This window comes from Paenibacillus sp. FSL H7-0942, assembly GCF_045040715.1.
GTDB lineage: Bacteria > Bacillota > Bacilli > Paenibacillales > Paenibacillaceae > Paenibacillus > Paenibacillus amylolyticus.
The window spans coordinates 4,442,878-4,461,342 of record NZ_CP150279.1; the positions used below are offsets into that span (position 1 = coordinate 4,442,878).

Annotated in this window: 21 protein-coding genes; 3 read left to right on the forward strand and 18 right to left on the reverse strand. The window is 47.3% G+C overall.

Features of this window, described 5'->3' with window-relative positions; translation table 11 throughout:
* Positions 1-28: 28 nt before the first annotated feature.
* From MHI48_RS19730 to MHI48_RS19745, 4 genes are all read right to left on the reverse strand, one after another.
* Positions 29-1,696 (reverse strand): spore germination protein, encoded by a 1,668-nt coding sequence (locus MHI48_RS19730; protein ID WP_405141527.1) that lies wholly within the window; start codon positions 1,694-1,696, stop codon positions 29-31.
* Between the two features lie 24 nt (positions 1,697-1,720).
* Positions 1,721-2,149, reverse strand: a complete 429-nt coding sequence (locus MHI48_RS19735; RefSeq protein ID WP_026080996.1) for a stage V sporulation protein AB — start codon at positions 2,147-2,149, stop codon at positions 1,721-1,723.
* On the reverse strand, positions 2,130-2,786 hold the full coding sequence (locus tag MHI48_RS19740) for a stage V sporulation protein AA (protein ID WP_076328261.1): 657 nt from the start codon (positions 2,784-2,786) through the stop codon (positions 2,130-2,132). Before MHI48_RS19740 ends, MHI48_RS19735 begins: the two co-directional genes overlap by 20 nt.
* Before the next feature lie 755 nt (positions 2,787-3,541).
* The gene (locus MHI48_RS19745; protein ID WP_405141530.1) at positions 3,542-4,438 is read right to left on the reverse strand and encodes a helix-turn-helix domain-containing protein; all 897 of its coding nucleotides are present in this window, start codon (positions 4,436-4,438) and stop codon (positions 3,542-3,544) included.
* A 108-nt stretch (positions 4,439-4,546) separates the two neighbouring features.
* Here MHI48_RS19745 and MHI48_RS19750 point away from each other — a divergent pair, with 108 nt between their 5' ends.
* Positions 4,547-5,476 carry a DMT family transporter gene (locus tag MHI48_RS19750; protein ID WP_405141532.1) on the forward strand — a complete coding sequence of 310 codons (930 nt, stop codon included), beginning with the start codon at positions 4,547-4,549 and terminating at the stop codon, positions 5,474-5,476.
* Positions 5,477-5,562: 86 nt separating this feature from the next.
* Here the strand turns inward: MHI48_RS19750 and sigF are convergent, their stop codons facing one another.
* The 11 genes from sigF to MHI48_RS19805 form a co-directional block, all read right to left on the reverse strand.
* Positions 5,563-6,318 (reverse strand): RNA polymerase sporulation sigma factor SigF, encoded by a 756-nt coding sequence (gene sigF, locus MHI48_RS19755; protein WP_036607856.1) that lies wholly within the window; start codon positions 6,316-6,318, stop codon positions 5,563-5,565.
* 14 nt (positions 6,319-6,332) lie between these two features.
* The gene (gene spoIIAB, locus MHI48_RS19760) at positions 6,333-6,788 is read right to left on the reverse strand and encodes an anti-sigma F factor (protein ID WP_036672324.1); all 456 of its coding nucleotides are present in this window, start codon (positions 6,786-6,788) and stop codon (positions 6,333-6,335) included.
* Positions 6,785-7,138, reverse strand: coding sequence for an anti-sigma F factor antagonist (gene spoIIAA, locus MHI48_RS19765; RefSeq protein WP_017687636.1), 354 nt, complete (start codon positions 7,136-7,138; stop codon positions 6,785-6,787). The genes spoIIAB and spoIIAA overlap by 4 nt, the downstream gene beginning before the upstream one ends.
* 144 nt (positions 7,139-7,282) lie before the next feature.
* Positions 7,283-8,404, reverse strand: a complete 1,122-nt coding sequence (locus tag MHI48_RS19770) for a D-alanyl-D-alanine carboxypeptidase family protein (protein ID WP_405144692.1) — start codon at positions 8,402-8,404, stop codon at positions 7,283-7,285.
* Between the two features lie 303 nt (positions 8,405-8,707).
* A complete protein-coding gene (locus MHI48_RS19775; protein WP_405141534.1) occupies positions 8,708-9,532 on the reverse strand; it encodes a purine-nucleoside phosphorylase in 825 nt (274 codons plus the stop codon).
* 129 nt (positions 9,533-9,661) lie between these two features.
* Positions 9,662-10,552, reverse strand: coding sequence for a tyrosine recombinase (locus MHI48_RS19780; RefSeq protein ID WP_405141536.1), 891 nt, complete (start codon positions 10,550-10,552; stop codon positions 9,662-9,664).
* Between the two features lie 75 nt (positions 10,553-10,627).
* Entirely contained in the window at positions 10,628-10,870 is a 243-nt protein-coding gene (locus MHI48_RS19785; protein WP_017687632.1) for a DUF4227 family protein, read from the reverse strand.
* A 158-nt stretch (positions 10,871-11,028) separates the two neighbouring features.
* Positions 11,029-11,496, reverse strand: coding sequence for a Fur family transcriptional regulator (locus MHI48_RS19790; protein ID WP_036607866.1), 468 nt, complete (start codon positions 11,494-11,496; stop codon positions 11,029-11,031).
* A gap of 107 nt (positions 11,497-11,603) precedes the next feature.
* The gene (gene spoIIM / locus MHI48_RS19795) at positions 11,604-12,233 is read right to left on the reverse strand and encodes a stage II sporulation protein M (protein WP_405141538.1); all 630 of its coding nucleotides are present in this window, start codon (positions 12,231-12,233) and stop codon (positions 11,604-11,606) included.
* Between the two features lie 160 nt (positions 12,234-12,393).
* Positions 12,394-13,614, reverse strand: a complete 1,221-nt coding sequence (locus MHI48_RS19800) for an endonuclease Q family protein (protein ID WP_405141540.1) — start codon at positions 13,612-13,614, stop codon at positions 12,394-12,396.
* A gap of 2 nt (positions 13,615-13,616) precedes the next feature.
* Complete coding sequence (locus MHI48_RS19805) at positions 13,617-14,210, reverse strand: NUDIX domain-containing protein (RefSeq protein ID WP_051447058.1); 594 nt, start codon at positions 14,208-14,210, stop codon at positions 13,617-13,619.
* 122 nt (positions 14,211-14,332) lie between these two features.
* Here MHI48_RS19805 and MHI48_RS19810 point away from each other — a divergent pair, with 122 nt between their 5' ends.
* On the forward strand, positions 14,333-14,467 hold the full coding sequence (locus MHI48_RS19810; RefSeq protein ID WP_405141542.1) for a Z-ring formation inhibitor MciZ: 135 nt from the start codon (positions 14,333-14,335) through the stop codon (positions 14,465-14,467).
* 141 nt (positions 14,468-14,608) lie between these two features.
* On the opposite strand, the gene MHI48_RS19815 is transcribed toward MHI48_RS19810, so the two are convergent.
* Positions 14,609-15,742: a M20/M25/M40 family metallo-hydrolase gene (locus MHI48_RS19815; protein ID WP_405141544.1), complete on the reverse strand. Its 1,134-nt coding sequence runs from the start codon at positions 15,740-15,742 to the stop codon at positions 14,609-14,611.
* Positions 15,743-16,048: 306 nt separating this feature from the next.
* On the opposite strand from MHI48_RS19815, the gene prli42 reads away from it, so the two are divergent.
* Positions 16,049-16,150, forward strand: coding sequence for a stressosome-associated protein Prli42 (prli42, locus tag MHI48_RS19820; protein ID WP_017687624.1), 102 nt, complete (start codon positions 16,049-16,051; stop codon positions 16,148-16,150).
* A 26-nt stretch (positions 16,151-16,176) separates the two neighbouring features.
* Here prli42 and lipB read toward each other — a convergent pair whose 3' ends face one another.
* Both lipB and MHI48_RS19830 read right to left on the reverse strand, forming a co-directional pair.
* Positions 16,177-16,884: a lipoyl(octanoyl) transferase LipB gene (gene lipB, locus MHI48_RS19825; protein WP_405141546.1), complete on the reverse strand. Its 708-nt coding sequence runs from the start codon at positions 16,882-16,884 to the stop codon at positions 16,177-16,179.
* Between the two features lie 111 nt (positions 16,885-16,995).
* Positions 16,996-18,441, reverse strand: a complete 1,446-nt coding sequence (locus MHI48_RS19830; RefSeq protein WP_405141548.1) for a dihydrolipoamide acetyltransferase family protein — start codon at positions 18,439-18,441, stop codon at positions 16,996-16,998.
* Positions 18,442-18,465: the final 24 nt, after the last annotated feature.

Consider the following 18,465-nt stretch of genomic DNA (forward strand, 5'->3'; position numbering starts at 1 on the left):
CAGCGAGATGAATGGATTTTTCGGAAGATCATTTGTGTTTTTTACTTTTTTGCAATTCCCCGTCCGGATCATCGGACATTTTGGTGTTGTCACGGGTTTTATTGAATGATGGACGTTTTTTATTTTCCAGCAGCGGAAGCCGGAATAAAAAGTTGCCCAAGGCCTTTGCATTAAACGGTATAAAAGGCCAGAGATACGAAGAATTGTACGACCGGTGAACGGTGAGTGCCAATATGAGTAATGTACAGCCCACGACCAACCCCGGAACCTTAAATATCGCTACTGCAATGAGCAGAAACAACCTGACTAGCCTGTTGGCGAGCCCCAGCTCGTAACTCGGCGTGGCAAACATTCCGATGGCTGCGATGGCCATATAGAGCACAACCTCATTAACAAAGTATCCTGTTTTCACCGCGATATCCCCGACTAGAATGGCCGCGATTAAGCCCATGGCCGATGCCAGAGGTGTAGGCGTATGAACCGCTGCCATCCGTAATAAATCGACGCCAAGTTCGATCAGGAGAAACTGTAGAATTAGCGGTAGCTTTACATTTTCCTGTGGACCAATGAAGTCCAGTCCCATCGGTTTAATCGAAGGATCAATAACCATGAGCAACCACAGCGGTAATAAAAACAACGAGATGAGAATCCCTGCAAAACGCACCCATCGTAAATATGTTCCCATCAAGGCCGTCTGTCTGTTCTCCTCCGCATGCTCACATAGGTCGAAAAAGGTCGTTGGTAGAATCATCACACTGGGGGAAGTGTCTACGAAAATGACGACTCGTCCTTCCAGCAAATGAGAAGCTGTAACATCTGGTCGTTCCGAATAACGAACGAGTGGGAACGGATTCCATCCCTTGTTGATAATCGCTTCTTCCAGCTGTTTATCGGCGGCGGGAATACCATCGATATCCACTCGTTGAATTTTTTCCCGGACTGAATCCACCTGCACTTTATCCACAATATCGTCAATGTACACCACGCAGACATCGGTTTGTGTTCTCCGCCCCACCTGCATGATCTCAAATTTCAGTCCAGGGTCGCGTATTCTGCGACGCACTAAGGTCACGTTGGTCAAGAGCGTTTCGGTAAAGCCGTCTCTGGAACCGCGGACCACCCTTTCCAATGAAGGTTCTTCTGGTGAACGAACCGGGTAACTCCGGGTATCCATAATTAAGACCGAGCGATCTCCTTCAACGAACATTGCGCTCATACCGGTAAGGACCTTGTTGATGACAGCACTCATCTTCTCGACTTTTTCCACCTGAATGTGGGGAATGTAACATTCAAAATAGGATTTGAGTGCATGTCCTGAGACGTCATCCGGCGTGAGATAGGTTAATCTTTTCAAGACTTCAAGCAAAATCTCATCCTTGGCGAAGCCGGTGATCATCAGCAATCCAACGTGCTTACCACCTAGGACCATTTCCCTCATATTCACGTCGAACGATTCTCCAAGCCCCAGTACCTGTTGCAGTGTATATCTATTCTCACTCATGCGTGGGGAGATATCATCGTTTTCCTGCCAATATTGTACGGATTCCTCAATGCTGTCGGACATCTCATTTTGTTTTTTCTTATTGTACGCTTTCTCCTCTTCTTCCTTCTGAATCTCATAAGCAGACTTGTGTAACATCTCTTCCGTTATACCTTCACTATTTTCCTGGCCTGTGTGCTCCGTTCGTTCATCCATCTTCCATCCTCCTATGGCCACGAGTTACCGCTGATATATGAAAAAATCAAACAGGGAACCTGTCATTTTGCCCAAAATCATGGCGAGCAGTAATCCAAACAAATAAGGTTTCATGCCCAATCGTTTGGCTAGCACGGGCAGTACATTGAGTACCTCAGTGAGCGCTGCGGCGAGCAGACCGATGAACACGCCACAGAACAAACCAACGATCGGGCTGAGCAGCAGCACCCCATGCATTTTCCAATGCCAGAAGTCCGCCACCGTCCCGAGCAGTGAACCACCAATTAGCGCCCCTTCGTACCAGTGAGTTTTGTCATACGATTGCGTAAGTTGAGCCAACCTTGGAATCATATCGAGCACCAGAATGAGCGCAATTACGCCGCTCCCTACGGCAATCCCCCCTGCAATACCCAATACAATGCTGATTGCTCCATTAAGAACGCTCATCCGCATTCATCTCCCTGCGTTCCTGCTCGTGCATCCGTTCGCTTTCTTCAATCACCACATATTTATCTACATTTTGCTGGTATAGGAACATCTCCACTTCCAGCGGAGTAGGCTCCTCATTCCACTTTTTCTTGAACAAATGATTAAAAAATACTGCCATTCCAAATCCAATGCCAATGGAATACGCCACTTGGAACAGATAGGGATGTTCGTCCCGATGCCCAGTAAGCATCTCCACAATACGAATCTGTACTTCCTGCATGTTCACATCGGCATGAAAATTCATAATGGTTAAGGCTGATCCGAAGAACAGCAGCAGCCAAACCAATATGAACAGAGACTTGGAAGGTTGACCATTTCCTGCAATGACTTCAACCAACGTATGGCCTGATCCAATCAGTTCCACACTTACCTCCGGCAAGATGTTCCGAATTCGGGGAATAATCTGCAATATATCAATGAGGATCAGATTGCCATCCTCCGGTCCAGGGCGCAGCAGTTCAAGCTCCAGTAGCCTGCCCTCCTGGTCTTCAGAAGAGGTCAGTACATGTGCAATATCTCCAAGCTTGACTGCTCTGCCCCTCTGGATGCGAATACGGCTGCGCAGACGAATATAGACCATTGGAGTGGGTGTCTGGGACATCCATAGCACTCCTTTACTGCGTAATTTAGGTTAGTATTTGAAGAATGTGCAAATTTATTACAAACTGGTTGGAAAAAAGGTGGAATGTTTAGTTGACGCTGCGGGATGGATCGGTCATTGGTCGCTGTTATCCCCGGATTTCTTGAACTCTCCTTTTCAAGGAGGAAATCCGGTGCTAAAGGCGAACGCTTCGCTCCTTTTGACCGATTCCATCCCTCCGCTGCCCATCGTCCTCCCGTTTCCAAACGTTTGAAATAAATATGCTGGGGAGGTGGCAGGAAGGGAATTGAAAGATGAGCTTTTTGGGGTTATTTTGCTCAAATTCTATGACTTTGGAGTTGTCTTCTGGGACCGTCTAGACTACAGTTGTGTAGAAATTTGGAGACAAAGGCGCACGCTTCGCTTCTTCAGGTCTAATCTGCCGCCTGCGTTGCTTATGTATCCTTAGATGAACCCTCACGCTTCGCTCCTTTCGACCGATTCCATCCCTCCGCTACCCCTCGTCCTCCCGTTTCCAAACGTTTGAAATAAATATGCTGGGGAGGTGGCAGGAAGGGAATTGAAAGATGAGCTTTTTGGGGTTATTTTGCTCAAAATTCCATGACTTGTGAAGGTAGCTTCTGGATATTAATTTTAGAAATTTGGGGATTTGAAGCGCAACTGAGTGTGAAGCATTATTTTACATATCAAAAAAAGTCGCCGTATGGGCGACTCTTCGGTATTGGTAGATAGGTTCACGGATCATGAACAATAATTCAAGAATTATTTTCTTTGTCTCTTTTGTTCAATTCCCTTCTAAATCGTAAAGGGGTTGAATTCATTGTTTTCCGGAATTGGTTAATGTAATAACTCGTGCTGTTAAAACCGACCTCATAGGCAATTTCGGTGATGCTACGCTTGGAGGATTGCAATAGTTCAATGCTTCTTTGGATGCGGTACTCTATCACATATTGCATGGGTGTGGTTTTCAGGATTTGCTTGAAATAACGGCATGTCTCCGATCGACTTAACTGTCCAGCCTTTGCAATATCTTCAAGCTTAATTGGATCGGCATAATTGAGATTAATCCATTGCAACATGTCTTTCATTCGGTTGTTTCTGCTCATCTCTGATGTATCATGTTCAAGAGAATATCCGTTCATAATCAGCAGTTTCCACATATTAAGCACCGCAGAAGCAACATTCACTTCGTAAAAAGGAACTTGGTGCACTAACTCTTTTCTAATCCGTGAAATAACATCCAGGATCTGTTCTCCCCAAGCGTTAGCTCTTTCGATATACAGAAAAGGCAAATTAGTTGCTGTTACGTACTTTATATACAAATCCGCAGGCATGATAACGTGTGGGGACAAATTCAGACATAAATAAATGCAGTTCTCGCTCATCCCGTGATCTTCGGCCATATGCATTATTCCACTGTTGATAAAAATCCCGTCACCTTTGGACAAAATCATCTTTTGATCGTTGATATGAAACAACGCCGTACCCTGAAGAACGGCAACAAACTGCAATTCATCATGCCAGTGGAGAGGAATATGTCTGTGAACATTTTGAACAATGGTTGTCTCATAACAAGCTATAGATAATGTATCGGTACGGTGTTGCGTCATTTCTTTCAAATGTTGATCAATGATAAATTCGATCTTCTGCATGGCCCTCATCTCAATATAGTTATATTTTTAAGTGTAATATTGATATAAATGTATCGCGTTTCTCCTTAATATAACACTATTCTTATATTTAAGGTGAGGCGAACAAGAATGACAACTTCTGCAAAACCCAAAATTTCAGGCATCGTACTCGTTCTGACGGGAGCCATCTGCTGGGGCATTGGGGGTACGGTATCTCAAAAACTGTTTCAACTGGATGGAATTGAGGTCAATTGGTATGTCACTGTACGATTGTTGATTGCCGGGTTACTTTTACTGGTTATTCAATCGTTTACACATGGACGATTTCAGATTTTTGATGTATGGAGAAATAAAAAAACCGCTGGGCAGATGATCATTTTTGGATTGGTGGGCATGCTTGCCGTTCAGTATACGTACATGGCATCCATTAAACACGGCAATTCAGCGGTGGCTACACTCCTACAGTACCTGTCCCCTGTCATGATCATGATTTACATCGCACTCCGTAAGCAGTCTGTCCTCACACGCAATGACCTTGCATGCGCCGTTCTGGCTCTCAGTGGGTGTTTTCTCCTGCTGACGAATGGCTCGCTTACGCAGTTATCTGTCTCCTCGCTTGCAGTGATATGGGGGCTGTTATCTGGGGTTTCAGCTGCATTTTATACGATGTATGCCGTGCAACTGATTAAAAAGTTCGATTCACTTGTTGTGGTCGGCTGGGCTATGATCATCGGTGGTTTGGGAATGAGTTTTATTCACCCACCCTGGAAAATGAATTTTGCTAACATCACGTTTGAAACCTACGGTTATTTGATATTTACGATCCTTTTTGGAACCATGATTGCTTTTTGGTTTTACATTGCGAGTCTCAAAAGTCTTACACCCAAGGAAACTAGCCTGCTCGGGAGCGCAGAGCCCCTTGCTGCTGTTGGAACAACCGTCATATGGCTCCATGAACCTTTTGGCTTCTATCAATGGATTGGTATGGCATGTATTCTTGGCATGATGCTGGTCATGCAGTCCAATCGTTTGAGATCTCCCCGTATTAACAACAAATAACCTCCCTCGCCATATTGCGCGATAGAAGGTTGTTAGTTGTCGTATATTGGTGTATATGCGCCAATATTGTTGTTGCAATCCCAGAATCACTGCGCGATCTGGTCGCGGATGGATTGCAGTATTTTTTTCTCCAGACGTGATACCTGCACCTGAGATATACCCAACCTGCTGGCAACCTCGGACTGGGTCTGATCCCGGTAATACCGAAGATAAACGATTAATCGCTCCCGCTCGCTGAGACCACCGATGGCTTCGTTCAGGGCCAGCTTGTCAAACCAACGTTCCTGAGACTCGTCGGCAATCTGATCCATTAACGTAATGGGATCACCGTCATTCTCAAATACCGTCTCATGGATGGAGGTCGGTGGTTTGTTCGCTTCCTGGGCAAATACGACTTCCTCCGGGGTTACCCCCAGCTCTGCGGCAACTTCCTTAATCGTTGGTAAACGATCCAGATGTTTGGACAGTTCGTCCCTTTTTTTGCGGACTTTATTCGCCATCTCTTTCAGTGAACGACTGACCTTAAGGGTACCGTCATCCCGCAGGAATCGCTGGATTTCTCCGATGATCATCGGTACCGCGTAGGTTGAGAACTTCACGTCATAACTGAGATCGAATTTGTCCACTGACTTGAGCAGACCGATACAACCAATCTGGAACAGATCTTCCGGATCATATCCCCTGTTCATAAAACGCTGTACGACGGACCAGACGAGTCTGATGTTGCAGTTCACCAGCGTATCCCGTGAGACATGGTCACCCGACTGACTGAGCGCAATCAGCCGTTTGACCTCGGCATCGTCCAAATAGGTCTGTGAAGATGGTTTCACTTCAGCATCCATAAGAACACCAACCCCTAATTATACAATGCTTTCTTGGATTCAATCCTTTTTTTCATCTTGATGGAGGTGCCTCTGCCGGGCTCACTGCTGACTTCGAATTCATCCATAAAGTTTTCCATAATGGTGAAGCCCATGCCCGACCGCTCAAGTTCGGGTTTGGACGTATATAGCGGCTGCTTGGCCAGTTCAAGATCTTCGATTCCTTCACCGCGGTCTTCCACAATAATGGTAATCATGTCTTCCCGAATCTCCGCCTGAATGGACACCACACCCTCGGAGTTGTTGTTGTATCCGTGGATGATGCTGTTGGTCACGGCTTCCGAAATGACCGTCTTCAGGTCACTGAGCTCGTCCATCGTTGGATCAAGCTGGGAGATAAACGCAGCAACGGTTACCCGTGCAAACGACTCATTCTCTGACTTGGCCGCGAATTGCAGATTCATGAAATTTGTCCCTGTTCCTTCATTCATGAGACGACCTCCAGACCTGAGAGAGCAGTTCCCTCATTTTCGTATATCGGCATAATCTTGAACAGACCCGACATTTCCAGCAAACGGTACACTGGCGAATTGACGTCACAGACCACCATCTTGCCACCTTTATTCTTAATGAGCTTGTATCTTCCCAAAATGACACCTAGACCCGAACTGTCCATAAATTGCAGATCTTTCAGGCTGAGTACGAGATGCTCGCTTTGTCTCCGCTGGATGGCTTCATCCATTTGCATCCGTACCATGTCAGCTGTATGGTGATCCAGCTCCCCGGATAATCGTACAATCAGAATCCCGCGATGGTGTTCCATTTCCACATGCAAGTTCACGTTTGCTCACTCTCCTCCCTGTCTTAGAACAAGGATTTCTACGCTTCCGAAGGCTTTTCCTGCCCCCCGACAAAACTAGAAGAAAACCCCTATTTAACTACAAAATATGTTTGAAGGATGCGTGCACCTCGCGGAAATCGCCGTTTAGTCAAAAAGTTTGGACGTTGTCCGCTTGAACAGCTTCCACCAGCCAGCCTTATTCACATCCTGCGGAGCCTGAATGTCGAACTCCTTAATGACGTCGTTGCCTTGGTAAACCACCAGTTTACCTATACTTTGTCCAGCCTTGATCGGAGCTTTCAATTCTTTGGCAACCAACAATTCATGCCGGATGTCATTGGATTTGGCTCCTTTGCGCATCAGCACACTATAATTTTGCGTGGCATTCAGAGGCAATTCGGCAACTTCACCTTTTTCGATCTTCAGACTACCCAGCAGATCCCCTGCCTTGTAGAGAGCCTTCATCGTATATTGACTAAACGCATAGTCAAACATCGAAGATACTTCGCTGTTCCGCGTTTTGGTATTTGGTTCACCGAGTACCACGGAAACGACACGCAGTCCATCCTTGGACGCTGTTGCGGACAAGCAGAATTTCGCTTCGGATGTGTAACCTGTTTTCAAACCGTCTGCCCCTTCATAAAAACGAACCAGCTTGTTTGTGTTCACCAGCCAGAATGGCTTTTCCGTATCTTTGCGAAGGTAATCCTGATATGCACCGGTGTACTTCGTAATCCCGGAATGCTTCAGCAGTTCACGGCTCATGACGGCAATGTCATGGGCGGAAGAATAATGATTATCGACCGGGAGGCCGTTACAGTTGGCAAAATGAGTATCCTTCATGCCAAGCTCCTTCGCACGCTCATTCATCAGCTGTACAAAGGCTTCTTCCGAGCCAGCGATCTTCTCAGCCATAGCTACCGAGGCATCATTGCCCGAAGCCATCGCGATCCCTTTTAACATATCGTCGACCGTCATTTCTTCCCCAGGCTCCAGAAAGATCTGCGAACCGCCCATGGAAGCTGCATATTCGCTCGTTCTTACTTTGTCCGTCAGCTTCAGCTTGCCTGAGTCGATCGCTTCGATCGTAAGCAACATGGTCATAATCTTTGTAATGCTCGCGGGAGGCAGCTGATCATGACTGTTTTTCTCATAAATGACCGTTCCCGTGTCTGCATCCATTAAGATCGCAGAGCGCGCCGACGGGGCCAGATCAGTTCCTCCCGCTGCCTTCGGTGTTTCTTCAGCCAATGCTGTTGATGCCATAAGGGACAGCAGGATACAAAGGGTCATGAACGATGCCATTATTCTTTTCTTCACAAGGTTACCTCCTCAAATGACTTGCTTACTGCATGTTCCATGCATGTACTGCTAATCATTGTCGGCCCGTTTCCAGTAAATTATTCCATGTAAAGCATGATTTCCCGAACTTTTATTGAAAATGTGGTCATAGCCAAAAAAACGCACTGCACTCAACGAATGAGTAACCGTACGTTCAACACAACAAAAAAAGGTTACCCCCCGATGATTTCTCATCCAAAGAGGTAACCTTATCTACTCAAATCTTGCTTACATTTGTGGAATAACTGCCACTACCAGCGCCAGGAACGACTCACGCACACGTTCCGTCGTCTCCATAACCTCATCATGTGACAGCGGCTGGTCCAGAATTCCGGCAGCCATGTTGCTGATACAGGAAATACCGAGCACTTCCAGGCCTGCATGGCGTGCCACAATTACTTCAGATACAGTGGACATGCCCACTGCGTCTGAGCCCAATGTACGCAGCATTTTGATCTCTGCCGGTGTCTCGTAGTTCGGACCGAGCATACCTGCGTATACCCCTTCACGTAAGTTAAAACCTTGTGATGCAGCCGTATCCTTCGCCAGTGCGCGCAAACGGCGACTATATGCTTCGGACAGATCCGGGAAACGCACGCCGAGTGCAGCGTCATTTGGTCCGATCAGTGGATTTTTGCCAGTGAGATTCAAGTGATCCGAGATCAGCATCAAGTCTCCAGCTTCATACGACGTATTCACGCCGCCTGCAGCATTGGTTACAAGAAGGCTACTTACACCCAGTTCTTTCATAACACGTACCGGGAAAGCAGTCAATTCCGGACCATATCCTTCGTACATATGGAAACGGCCTTTCATCATCACGACTGGACGACCTTTAATGGTTCCGACCAATAGTTCACCTTCATGTCCTTCTACTGTGGACACTGGAAAATGCGGAATATCCTGATAAGCGATACTTACGCCATCTTCAATCAGTTCTGCCAGTACGCCAAGACCTGAACCCAAAATCAAACCGACTTCCGGCTTGATGGAGCTTTTGCTTTGAATATAAGATGCTGCTTCCGAAATCATTTGTTGGTTTAATGCTGTCATGCGATGTATGTTCCTCCTTGAGTTGAAACGATCCGTCTTATGTATAACGGCGTTTGGATGTATTCAATTTATTTTATCCTAAATCGGCCCAATGTTCCGCATTTATTTGTGAATGTCATGCGTCAAAATCTATCTTGCCCTCGGATGATGGGTTTCATAGATCTCTTTCATGGTTTTGCGACCATGATTGCCATATTGTTGTCCAGGCTGCTCCACGTGACCCAGCATGTCTTGAACCGCACGTGTATCCGCCCCATTGGCAATCAGGTGTGCTGCAAACGAATGACGAAGGGTATGCGGCGTAATTTCTTCCGAGATTCCTGCATCCACCGCCGCTTTTTTGAGCAGCTTCCAGAAGCCCTGCCGGGTTAAACGTCTACCAGATACATTCACGAATAGTGCCTGCTCGTCCGAATCGGTTTTGAGCAACTTGTTGCGGAATTCCTCCACATATACACTTGCCCAATCTGCAGCTGGTGCACCGATGGGAAGGATACGTTCCTTGCCCGCCCCACCGCATCGTATAAAGCGCATGCCTGGCTGTACATCCCGAATGTCAAGGGCAATCAGTTCCGAGACCCTAATGCCTGTAGCGTATAACAGTTCAAGCATCGCTCGATCTCTCACACCCTGCGGTGAACGAATATCAGGCGCTGTCAGCAGTTGTTCGATCTCCTGGATACTTAACACCTGTGGTGGCGTCTTGTCCGCCTTGGGAGCTTCCACATCAAACGTAGGGTCCTGTATAATATCACCCCGCCGCATCAAAAAATGAAAGTAGGAGCGCAGAGATACGATGCTGCGGGCAATGGTTGCATTGGCACGTCCTGCCTGTTTGAGCTGACCTGCAAACAGGACGACATGTGTGCGTCTGACCTGATCGGCTTCGCGTATGCCATATTCCTTATCAGCAAATTCAATGAACTTGTCCACGTCTCGGAGATACGATTCAAGCGTGCTGCTCGACATCCCTTTATCATCTTCCAAGTATAAGGCATAGGCATGTATCGTCTGTTTCATGTACAACGCTCCTCAACTGACAGATCTGCCGCTCTGGCAGACTGCTCCCGTATTTGCATCCCTGGCTGTTCGAAGCTACTCCCCGTACCAATAGAACAAACGGAGACGCTCTGCCATCGTAGGACGTCCTTCTCCATTACCCGGCCAATCCGTTTCCTGAAATACTTTGATTGCATTGCCAGTTGGCATCTGATACTGATCCACAGGTGAGATCCAGCCATTAAACAGGTCCAGAACATGATAGAACAGATAAACTAATGCGGCAAAAAATATAATAAATCGAATAAAACGGAGCCCTCTCCGCACTGATATAATCATGGGCGCGTCCCCTCCTGATTCGAATCCGGTATTGTCCTTGAATCAGGGTATGTCCATAAACACAGGTTTATGCCATTTGGGCGAAACTCCAGATCATGTCCGGTGCCAAAAAAGCTCTCCCGTCAAAACCGCCGGTGAGAGCTTGAAGATATGCTATGTTATTCTTCATCTTTGGGTTTCTGTTCATTTTTAGCTTTGCAACGATAACAAATTCCATGAAAGTCCAGTCGGTGATCTACTACCGAAAAGTTGAATTCCCGCTCCAAACGCTCTTCAAGCGGTCCAAGCCAGTCTTCACGTATTTCATCCATACTTCCGCATTGAACACAGATTAAGTGATGATGGTGATGCTTGGATGTATCTCCGCGCAGATCATAACGCGCTACACCGTCGCCGAAGTTGATTTTCTCTACAACATGCAGCTCACTCAGCAGTTCGAGGGTACGGTACACGGTTGCCAGACCGATTTCGGGAGCCTTTTCTTTAACGAGCATGAATACATCTTCTGCACTCAGATGATCTTCTTCATTCTCAAGAAGTACTCTTAAGGTGGCTTCCCGCTGGGGCGTTAATTTATATCCTTGGGACTGTAGTTGCTGCTTAATTTTATCAATCCGTGCTTCCATTTTCTCCCTCCCCCTAGGAAATCACTGCACACTGCAACTTAACCCACTCTTTTCATTATAGGGGGAGTGCGTAATTAAAGTCAACATTTTACACTATACGGTGCACGTTAGGCCGGTAGTAACATTGGCGTGACCCAACGCATCATTGCAGGTGTAACCCATGTTTCAAAAGACGCCACGCCGAGCAGCAATGCAGCCATAACCAAAGTTAACACTATATATGAAGCAAACGGCCTTTGTCGACCCGGTGTTCGCTGCATCAAAACACGATTGCGAATGATGTATAACGAAAACGTCATCGCCGCTACACTGCAGATCAGGAGGATCGGAATAACAAATAGATTATGCGGTGCCACGGACACCAGTGCAAACAGCAGCCCTTTCCAGGAATACTGTCCAACAAGGTACCCCACTGTGAATCCAATGAGCACACCTTTCAAAAAATCCAGAACCAGTATACCGGGCAGTCCGACGACGGATAAACCCAGAATAAAGATCAGACCTACCCATTTCAGATGAAGCATGGCAATGTCCCAATATGTCCCGGTCTCAGTCACTTGTGCGCTGTGCTGCACGGTCATGAAGAAATTGCCGAGATAACCCTCCAGATCCTGACGTTGCTCAAGAGACAATGCGTTCACCATGAGCGCGCCAAAAATGACGCCGACCAGAAACAAGACGGCCACGAATACATATAACGAAGTCTGACCTTTAAATGTAAAGTAGGAAGAGCGCATACAGGTACGAGTCCCCTTTCCGGTATCATGCTGCAAGGATTCTCATTTACATCCTCATAGTCATTCTTATGAACCGGAATGCACCTGTATGACTTCTTGTCCAGATTGGCTCTACGTGAAGTGAAGCTTTATCAGTTGAACCTAGGAGTATTTACACGGGTCACTCCGAAGCTTTTTCCTGAACAGCAACCTTTCCGTACGTACCGCCACCTCCGGAGGACAGCTCCAGTTGTCCGTTTCGTGCAGCCACAATCAGGCCTGCCAGCACAGGCCCAACAACCGCAGCAAGTTCTTCCTCACTGGTGCAATGAAGTACGTTCATTTCCGTACCAAAATGGTCCAGTAGTTGGCGCAGTTTGGCTTTGCCAAGTCCGGGGATGAACTCCAGTGGCACCTGATAATGATACGCCGGTCTGTTTGCAGGAACATGAGGACTCTCCCGATCAGAGATCGCCAGGATGCGATCCAGCACCCCCTGCACCAACTTCAGACTGCCACAGTACGGACAACGCTCTGCTGACATCGCTTGCTCGTCCATAATACTGCCACATGCTGCACAGTAGGTACGATGATATTTTCCCAGCCTTGGATTCAGTCCATAATTGGCCGCAATTTTCCTGCCGGCTTCTCCTTGAAGTGCCATACGGAATTCATCAAAAGAAGGGGCAGCAACTTGCAGTTCGTTATACTCCCGTCCAATCTTACCGAGTGAATGAGCATCCGAATTGGTCAGAAACGGTACATGATCCAATTCCCGAATATGACTAGCCATGGATGAATCAGAGCTTAAACCCAGCTCTACCGCATCCACGAGACGGGTATCCAGTACATCGCTCATACGGGGCGCCGTACTGCCATAGATGCCTTTATGCGGTGTAAACACATGTGCAGGCACAATAAGCCCACCACGTGCCTTAATCTCGGCCTGCATCTCTAGAGCGGGCACGTAGACACGCTGAGAACTGAGGTTCACATTTTTCATATAACGTTTCATCCAGTCCGTGAAGGACTTCATCGTTTTCAAATCACGGAAGTACGCCAGCATATGGAACTCACGCATTCCAGGCTCGCGCAACTCAATCTCTGTACCCAGCAGAATGGTGGTGTCCTGGTAGGCAATACCGCCGCCCTCAATCTCGGACATGGTGCCACTCTCCAGCAATTGCTCGATATCCATCTGTACAACCGGAGAATGACAATCAATAACACCAAGCAAATGAATTCCTTTGCGATCCGATGCTTCCCGGGCAATATTCTCAAATGTCAGATCACGACTGCCGCTGATTTTCACGGCTTCCCCACGTGAGGTTCGTCCGATGTGGATATGCAGGTCTGTATAACAGGGCTCCCACATCGTGGACGTTTCCAGTTGATCTTGCATCCTTAGAACCGTCCTGTCGTTCTGTAAAGGTCCCACGCGTACACGGCCATCATCGTTTTGGCATCGCTAATCCGGTTCTCGTCCATAAGCGCATAAGCTTCCTCCAGAGTTATTTCGGCAACTTCAAGGAATTCATCTTCGTCCAGCGCCATGTCCCCTGCTTCCAACTCTTCAGCGATGTAAAGATGAATGATCTCATCTGCGAACCCCGGTGACGTGTAAAACGAACGCAAATGACGTAGCGACTTCGCCACATATCCCGTCTCTTCTCGCAATTCACGTGCTGCTGCCACTTCTGGCTCTTCTCCCGGGTCCAGTTTTCCCGCAGGAATCTCCACTTCGGTGCGTCCCATTGCCTGACGATACTGATCCACAACAAGCATGCGATCCCCATTCAGAGCGAGTACAGCTACCGCTCCAGGGTGCCGGATTATCTCACGTGTAGCCGTCTGGCCGTTCGGCAGTTTAACGGTATCGACTTGAAGTGAAATCACTTTGCCTTCGAAGATTGGCTTAGTGGATACGGTCACTTCATCTAGTTTTGGATTGGCAGGTTGCGCCGCGTGGATGGATTGGGCAGATTGGTTTGGTTTCATTAGTTCTTCAACTCCATATCGTTGGATTTTATATTCGGTTAATGTATATATCTCTGATTTTGGGCATATGGTGAGCGTATAGAACTCTCACAGCAAATATAAACGAATCAGGGGGACTTTCAATGAAAAGTTATTTGACGCCTCAATCCGTACACGTGGTAGGACAAGCCCGGCAAGTACAGCTCATACTCAAACAATGGTTGCGCGAGTGGGGCCCGGATGCCAAGTTAATCGATCTCCTCGCTGGACGCAAATGAATGAGTCATTGATTTCAAATTGATCCTAAATTAACGAGTCTTCTCACTTGAAATATAACATGAATTCACAAAAAGTCCGAATCCGTACAAACCGGGTTCGGACTTTTGTCTAACAACATGTGAGGTAACATGTGCTCTATATTATTTCTTGTCAGCTGCCGTTTCCTGAATAATAGCTACGACTACCTGGGATAACTTCACAATGTCTTCGGCACGAATACGTTCTTTGGTTGTATGAATATCTTCATACCCTACCGCCAGATTCACTGTCGGAAGGTCGAATCCGTTAAAGATATTGGCATCACTGCCGCCACCGGAAGCAAACGTACTTGTCTCCAGCCCAATACTGCGGATGGCACGCTGTGCAAGTTGTACAACTTCGTGTTCATCATGGAAGCCAAATGCAGGGTAAAGGATCTCACTTCTGAATTCAGCTGTTGCACCGTATTTGCGACATGTCGTTTCCAACGCGTCACGCATCTGTGCAACCTGCAATTCAACTTTCTCCTGCACAATACTGCGAGCTTCCGCTTCAAGCTGTACAAAGTCACATACCACGTTGAGTGCTGATCCACCTTGGAATTTACCGATGTTCGCTGTCGTCTCATCATCAATTCTGCCCAGTGTCATCGCAGCAATAGCTTTTGCGGCAACCTGAATGGCGCTGATCCCGTCTTCCGGGTTCACGCCCGCATGTGCGGACTTACCATAGATGCTCATTTGAATTTCAGCTCTGGCTGGTGCAGCAACACAGATCGTGCCTACAGCTCCATTAGAATCCAGGGCATAACCGAACTCGGCATCGATATCCTTCGGATTCATTGCACGTGCGCCCACCAGGCCAGACTCTTCGCCGACCGTAATGACAAATTGAATTTTACCATGTGGAATCTTGTTTTCCTGGATCACACGAATCGCTTCAAACAATGCCGCAATCCCTGCTTTGTCATCTGCTCCCAGGATCGTTGTTCCATCACTGCGGATCCAGCCATCTTCACCCAGTTCAGGCTTGATTCCCTGTCCCGGCGTCACGGTGTCCATATGACATGTGAAAAAGATCGGTGCAACCCCTTCAGTTCCTTCAGCTTCCCAAGTAATGACGAGGTTTCCGGCGCCATGTCCGGTTTCCTCCATGGTATCATCCTCATAGACATGAAGCCCGAGATCTGTAAACTGTTCTTTTAACACCTTGGAGATGTTCTGTTCATTTTTCGTTTCACTATCAATCTGCACCAGTTCCATGAACTGATCGATAACACGTTGTTGTTTAATCATAGGACTTTCCTCCCTCTCGTAGATACGGTACAATACAATTACTATGGCTTGTTTATTTTATGAGGTTGTTCAAAAAGTCTGCTTTTGATTATGAAGGATGCCTGGCGGCATCATCAGCATCGAATATGGAATTCAGCCGAAATAAGCGGGAGGCTTACGAAGTATGTTTCCTTTGGAAACATTGTGGTTGCTCACATAGTTTTCCCTACGCTCCGCTACTCCATTTCTAGCTTCATCCCATCTTCTTGGTACTGAAAACCAGTCTTTTTGAACATACACTTTATGGTGAAAGGAGTTCTCTCATCCATGCAAAAAAAGAAATGGTTCAAAATCATCATCTATCTCATGCTGATCGCCATGATCGGGTCCACCCTTTTCATAGCTCTCGAACCGTTGCTGTTTGGATAGCAACCTAAAGCCTTTCGACGACCTGTTTACAGACGTTGAAGGGCTTCTTTTTCGCTAATCCAATTGATTTGATATGGAAAAATGCGATTAAAGTACGGAACAATCTCTCGTGCTACTTGCTCCACTGTATAAGACTTGCCCGTTATATCCTCCAGTGAGGTAACGCCATACTGTTCAATCCCACAAGGAACAATCCCCTGAAAACCAGCATGTTGAATGCCTGAGGTGATGTTAAAAGCAAATCCGTGACTTGTCACGAAACCACGGCGGTGTTTGCAACGATTAAACTTGATTCCGATTGCAGCAATCTTCATATCGCCAATCCATACACCCGTGTAACCCTCTTTACGCCCAGCTTCGATACCCTGGTCTACGAGATAATCCATAAGCACCTGCTCAAGTTTCCGTAAATATCCGTGTAGATCCAGGTCCTCATCCCGACCAAGAATCAATAACGGGTAACCTACCAACTGGCCCGGGCCATGATAAGTAATATCACCGCCGCGGTCAATTTGAAACAAAGAGATCCCTTGCTCTCGCAACTCTTCCGGACTGAGAAGCAGATGCTCCGGATGATTTTGTGAACCGATCGTATACGTTGGCGGATGCTGTAAGAGCAGCATCTGCTCCGCTCCCTCGCCCTCGTCCAATCGCTGCACAATCGCTTTCTGGCGGTTCCAAGCCTCTTCATAATCAAGCATTGGTATGTATGCAACATCCAGCGGCTTGCTCATGATTCCCCACACCCTTCTGCTTCAGGTTCAGTGTACAATTGAGCACCTGTCCGTAGACAGCAGGAAAAGTGCACGGCCTCCGGCACATACACTTTCCCGACAACTATTTACTTAATACACCTTGGTCTCCATGGTATATCCTTCAAGGTTTTCTTTGACACGTTGCAAGAAACGTCCGCTGATTACGCCATCCAGGATTCGGTGATCCAGCGACAGACACAGGTTAGCCATCGAGCGAACAGCAATCATATCATTAATAACCACTGGTTTCTTGACAATCGACTCAAATGTAAGAATCGCTGCTTGCGGATAGTTAATGATCGGCTGGGACAGGATTGATCCGAATGAACCTGTGTTGTTCACTGTGAACGTACCACCCTGCATATGGTCCAGCTTCAACGTACCCTCACGTGTTTTGCGAGCCAGCTCATCCACTTCACGGGCCAGACCTGCGATATTTCGCTGATCGGCATGTTTGATTACCGGTGTCAGTACGGAATCTTCGGTTCCTACCGCCATGGACAAGTTGATGTCCCGTTTGACGATAATTTTGTCCACTGCCCATACCGAGTTCATGATTGGGTAGTCTTTAATCGCGTTAACGACTCCCTTCATCATGAAGGACAGATATGTCAGATTGATGCCTTCCTTACGCTTGAACTCATCCTTGAGTTTATTGCGAAGCATCACGAGATTCGTTACGTCTACTTCAATCATCGTCCATGCATGCGGGATTTCCGATACGCTTTGACGCATATTCCGGGCAATGGCATTACGCACAGGCGTAACATCGATGAAATACTCCGATCTTCCCTGGCCGCCACCTTCCACTTCGATCTGTGGAATTTTCGGGCTTTCGGTTAGATGAATGCCTGAAAGTCTCACAGGAACACCTGCATCGGACGCTGAGATCGCTTCTCCAGCGGTTAAACCCATTTCACCATTTCCACGATTCACTCCGCTGAATGGTGAAGCAGACGGCACACCAGAAGGTGTATGCTGTGCTGCAGGAGATGTTGCTGGTGCAGACGATCCAGCCGCGTTACCTCCCTGTGCAACAAATGTCAGCACATCTTTACGGGTAATACGACCACCGGCACCGCTGCCTTGGATGCTTTGCAAGTTCAAGCCATGCTCTGCTGCCAAGGATTGCACTGCCGGGGAATATCGATTACGCATCGGATGGTTAGGATCATGTCCTGCTGTATTTGACGCGGCAAGAGGAGTGTGGCTCGCATGTTGCTGCACTTGCTCCTGTTGCTGCGATACTTGTGTTACTTGCTCAGCCGCTTCTTCGTCAGAAGCTGCGACCTGCATGCGGCAGATTGCTTCACCAACAGCAATCGTTGTGCCCTCTTCCACCAAAAGATCACCCATAATTCCATCTACAGTGGATGGAATCTCGGCATTGACTTTATCCGTGATTACTTCACAGATCGGCTCGTACTGTTCCACACGGTCGCCCGGTTTTTTCAACCATTTGCCTATGGTAGCCGAGACCAGCGATTCCGCCAATTGCGGCATAATGACCTCGATCCATTTCATACGTTCAGCCATTTGATTATCACTCCAAACTTTACT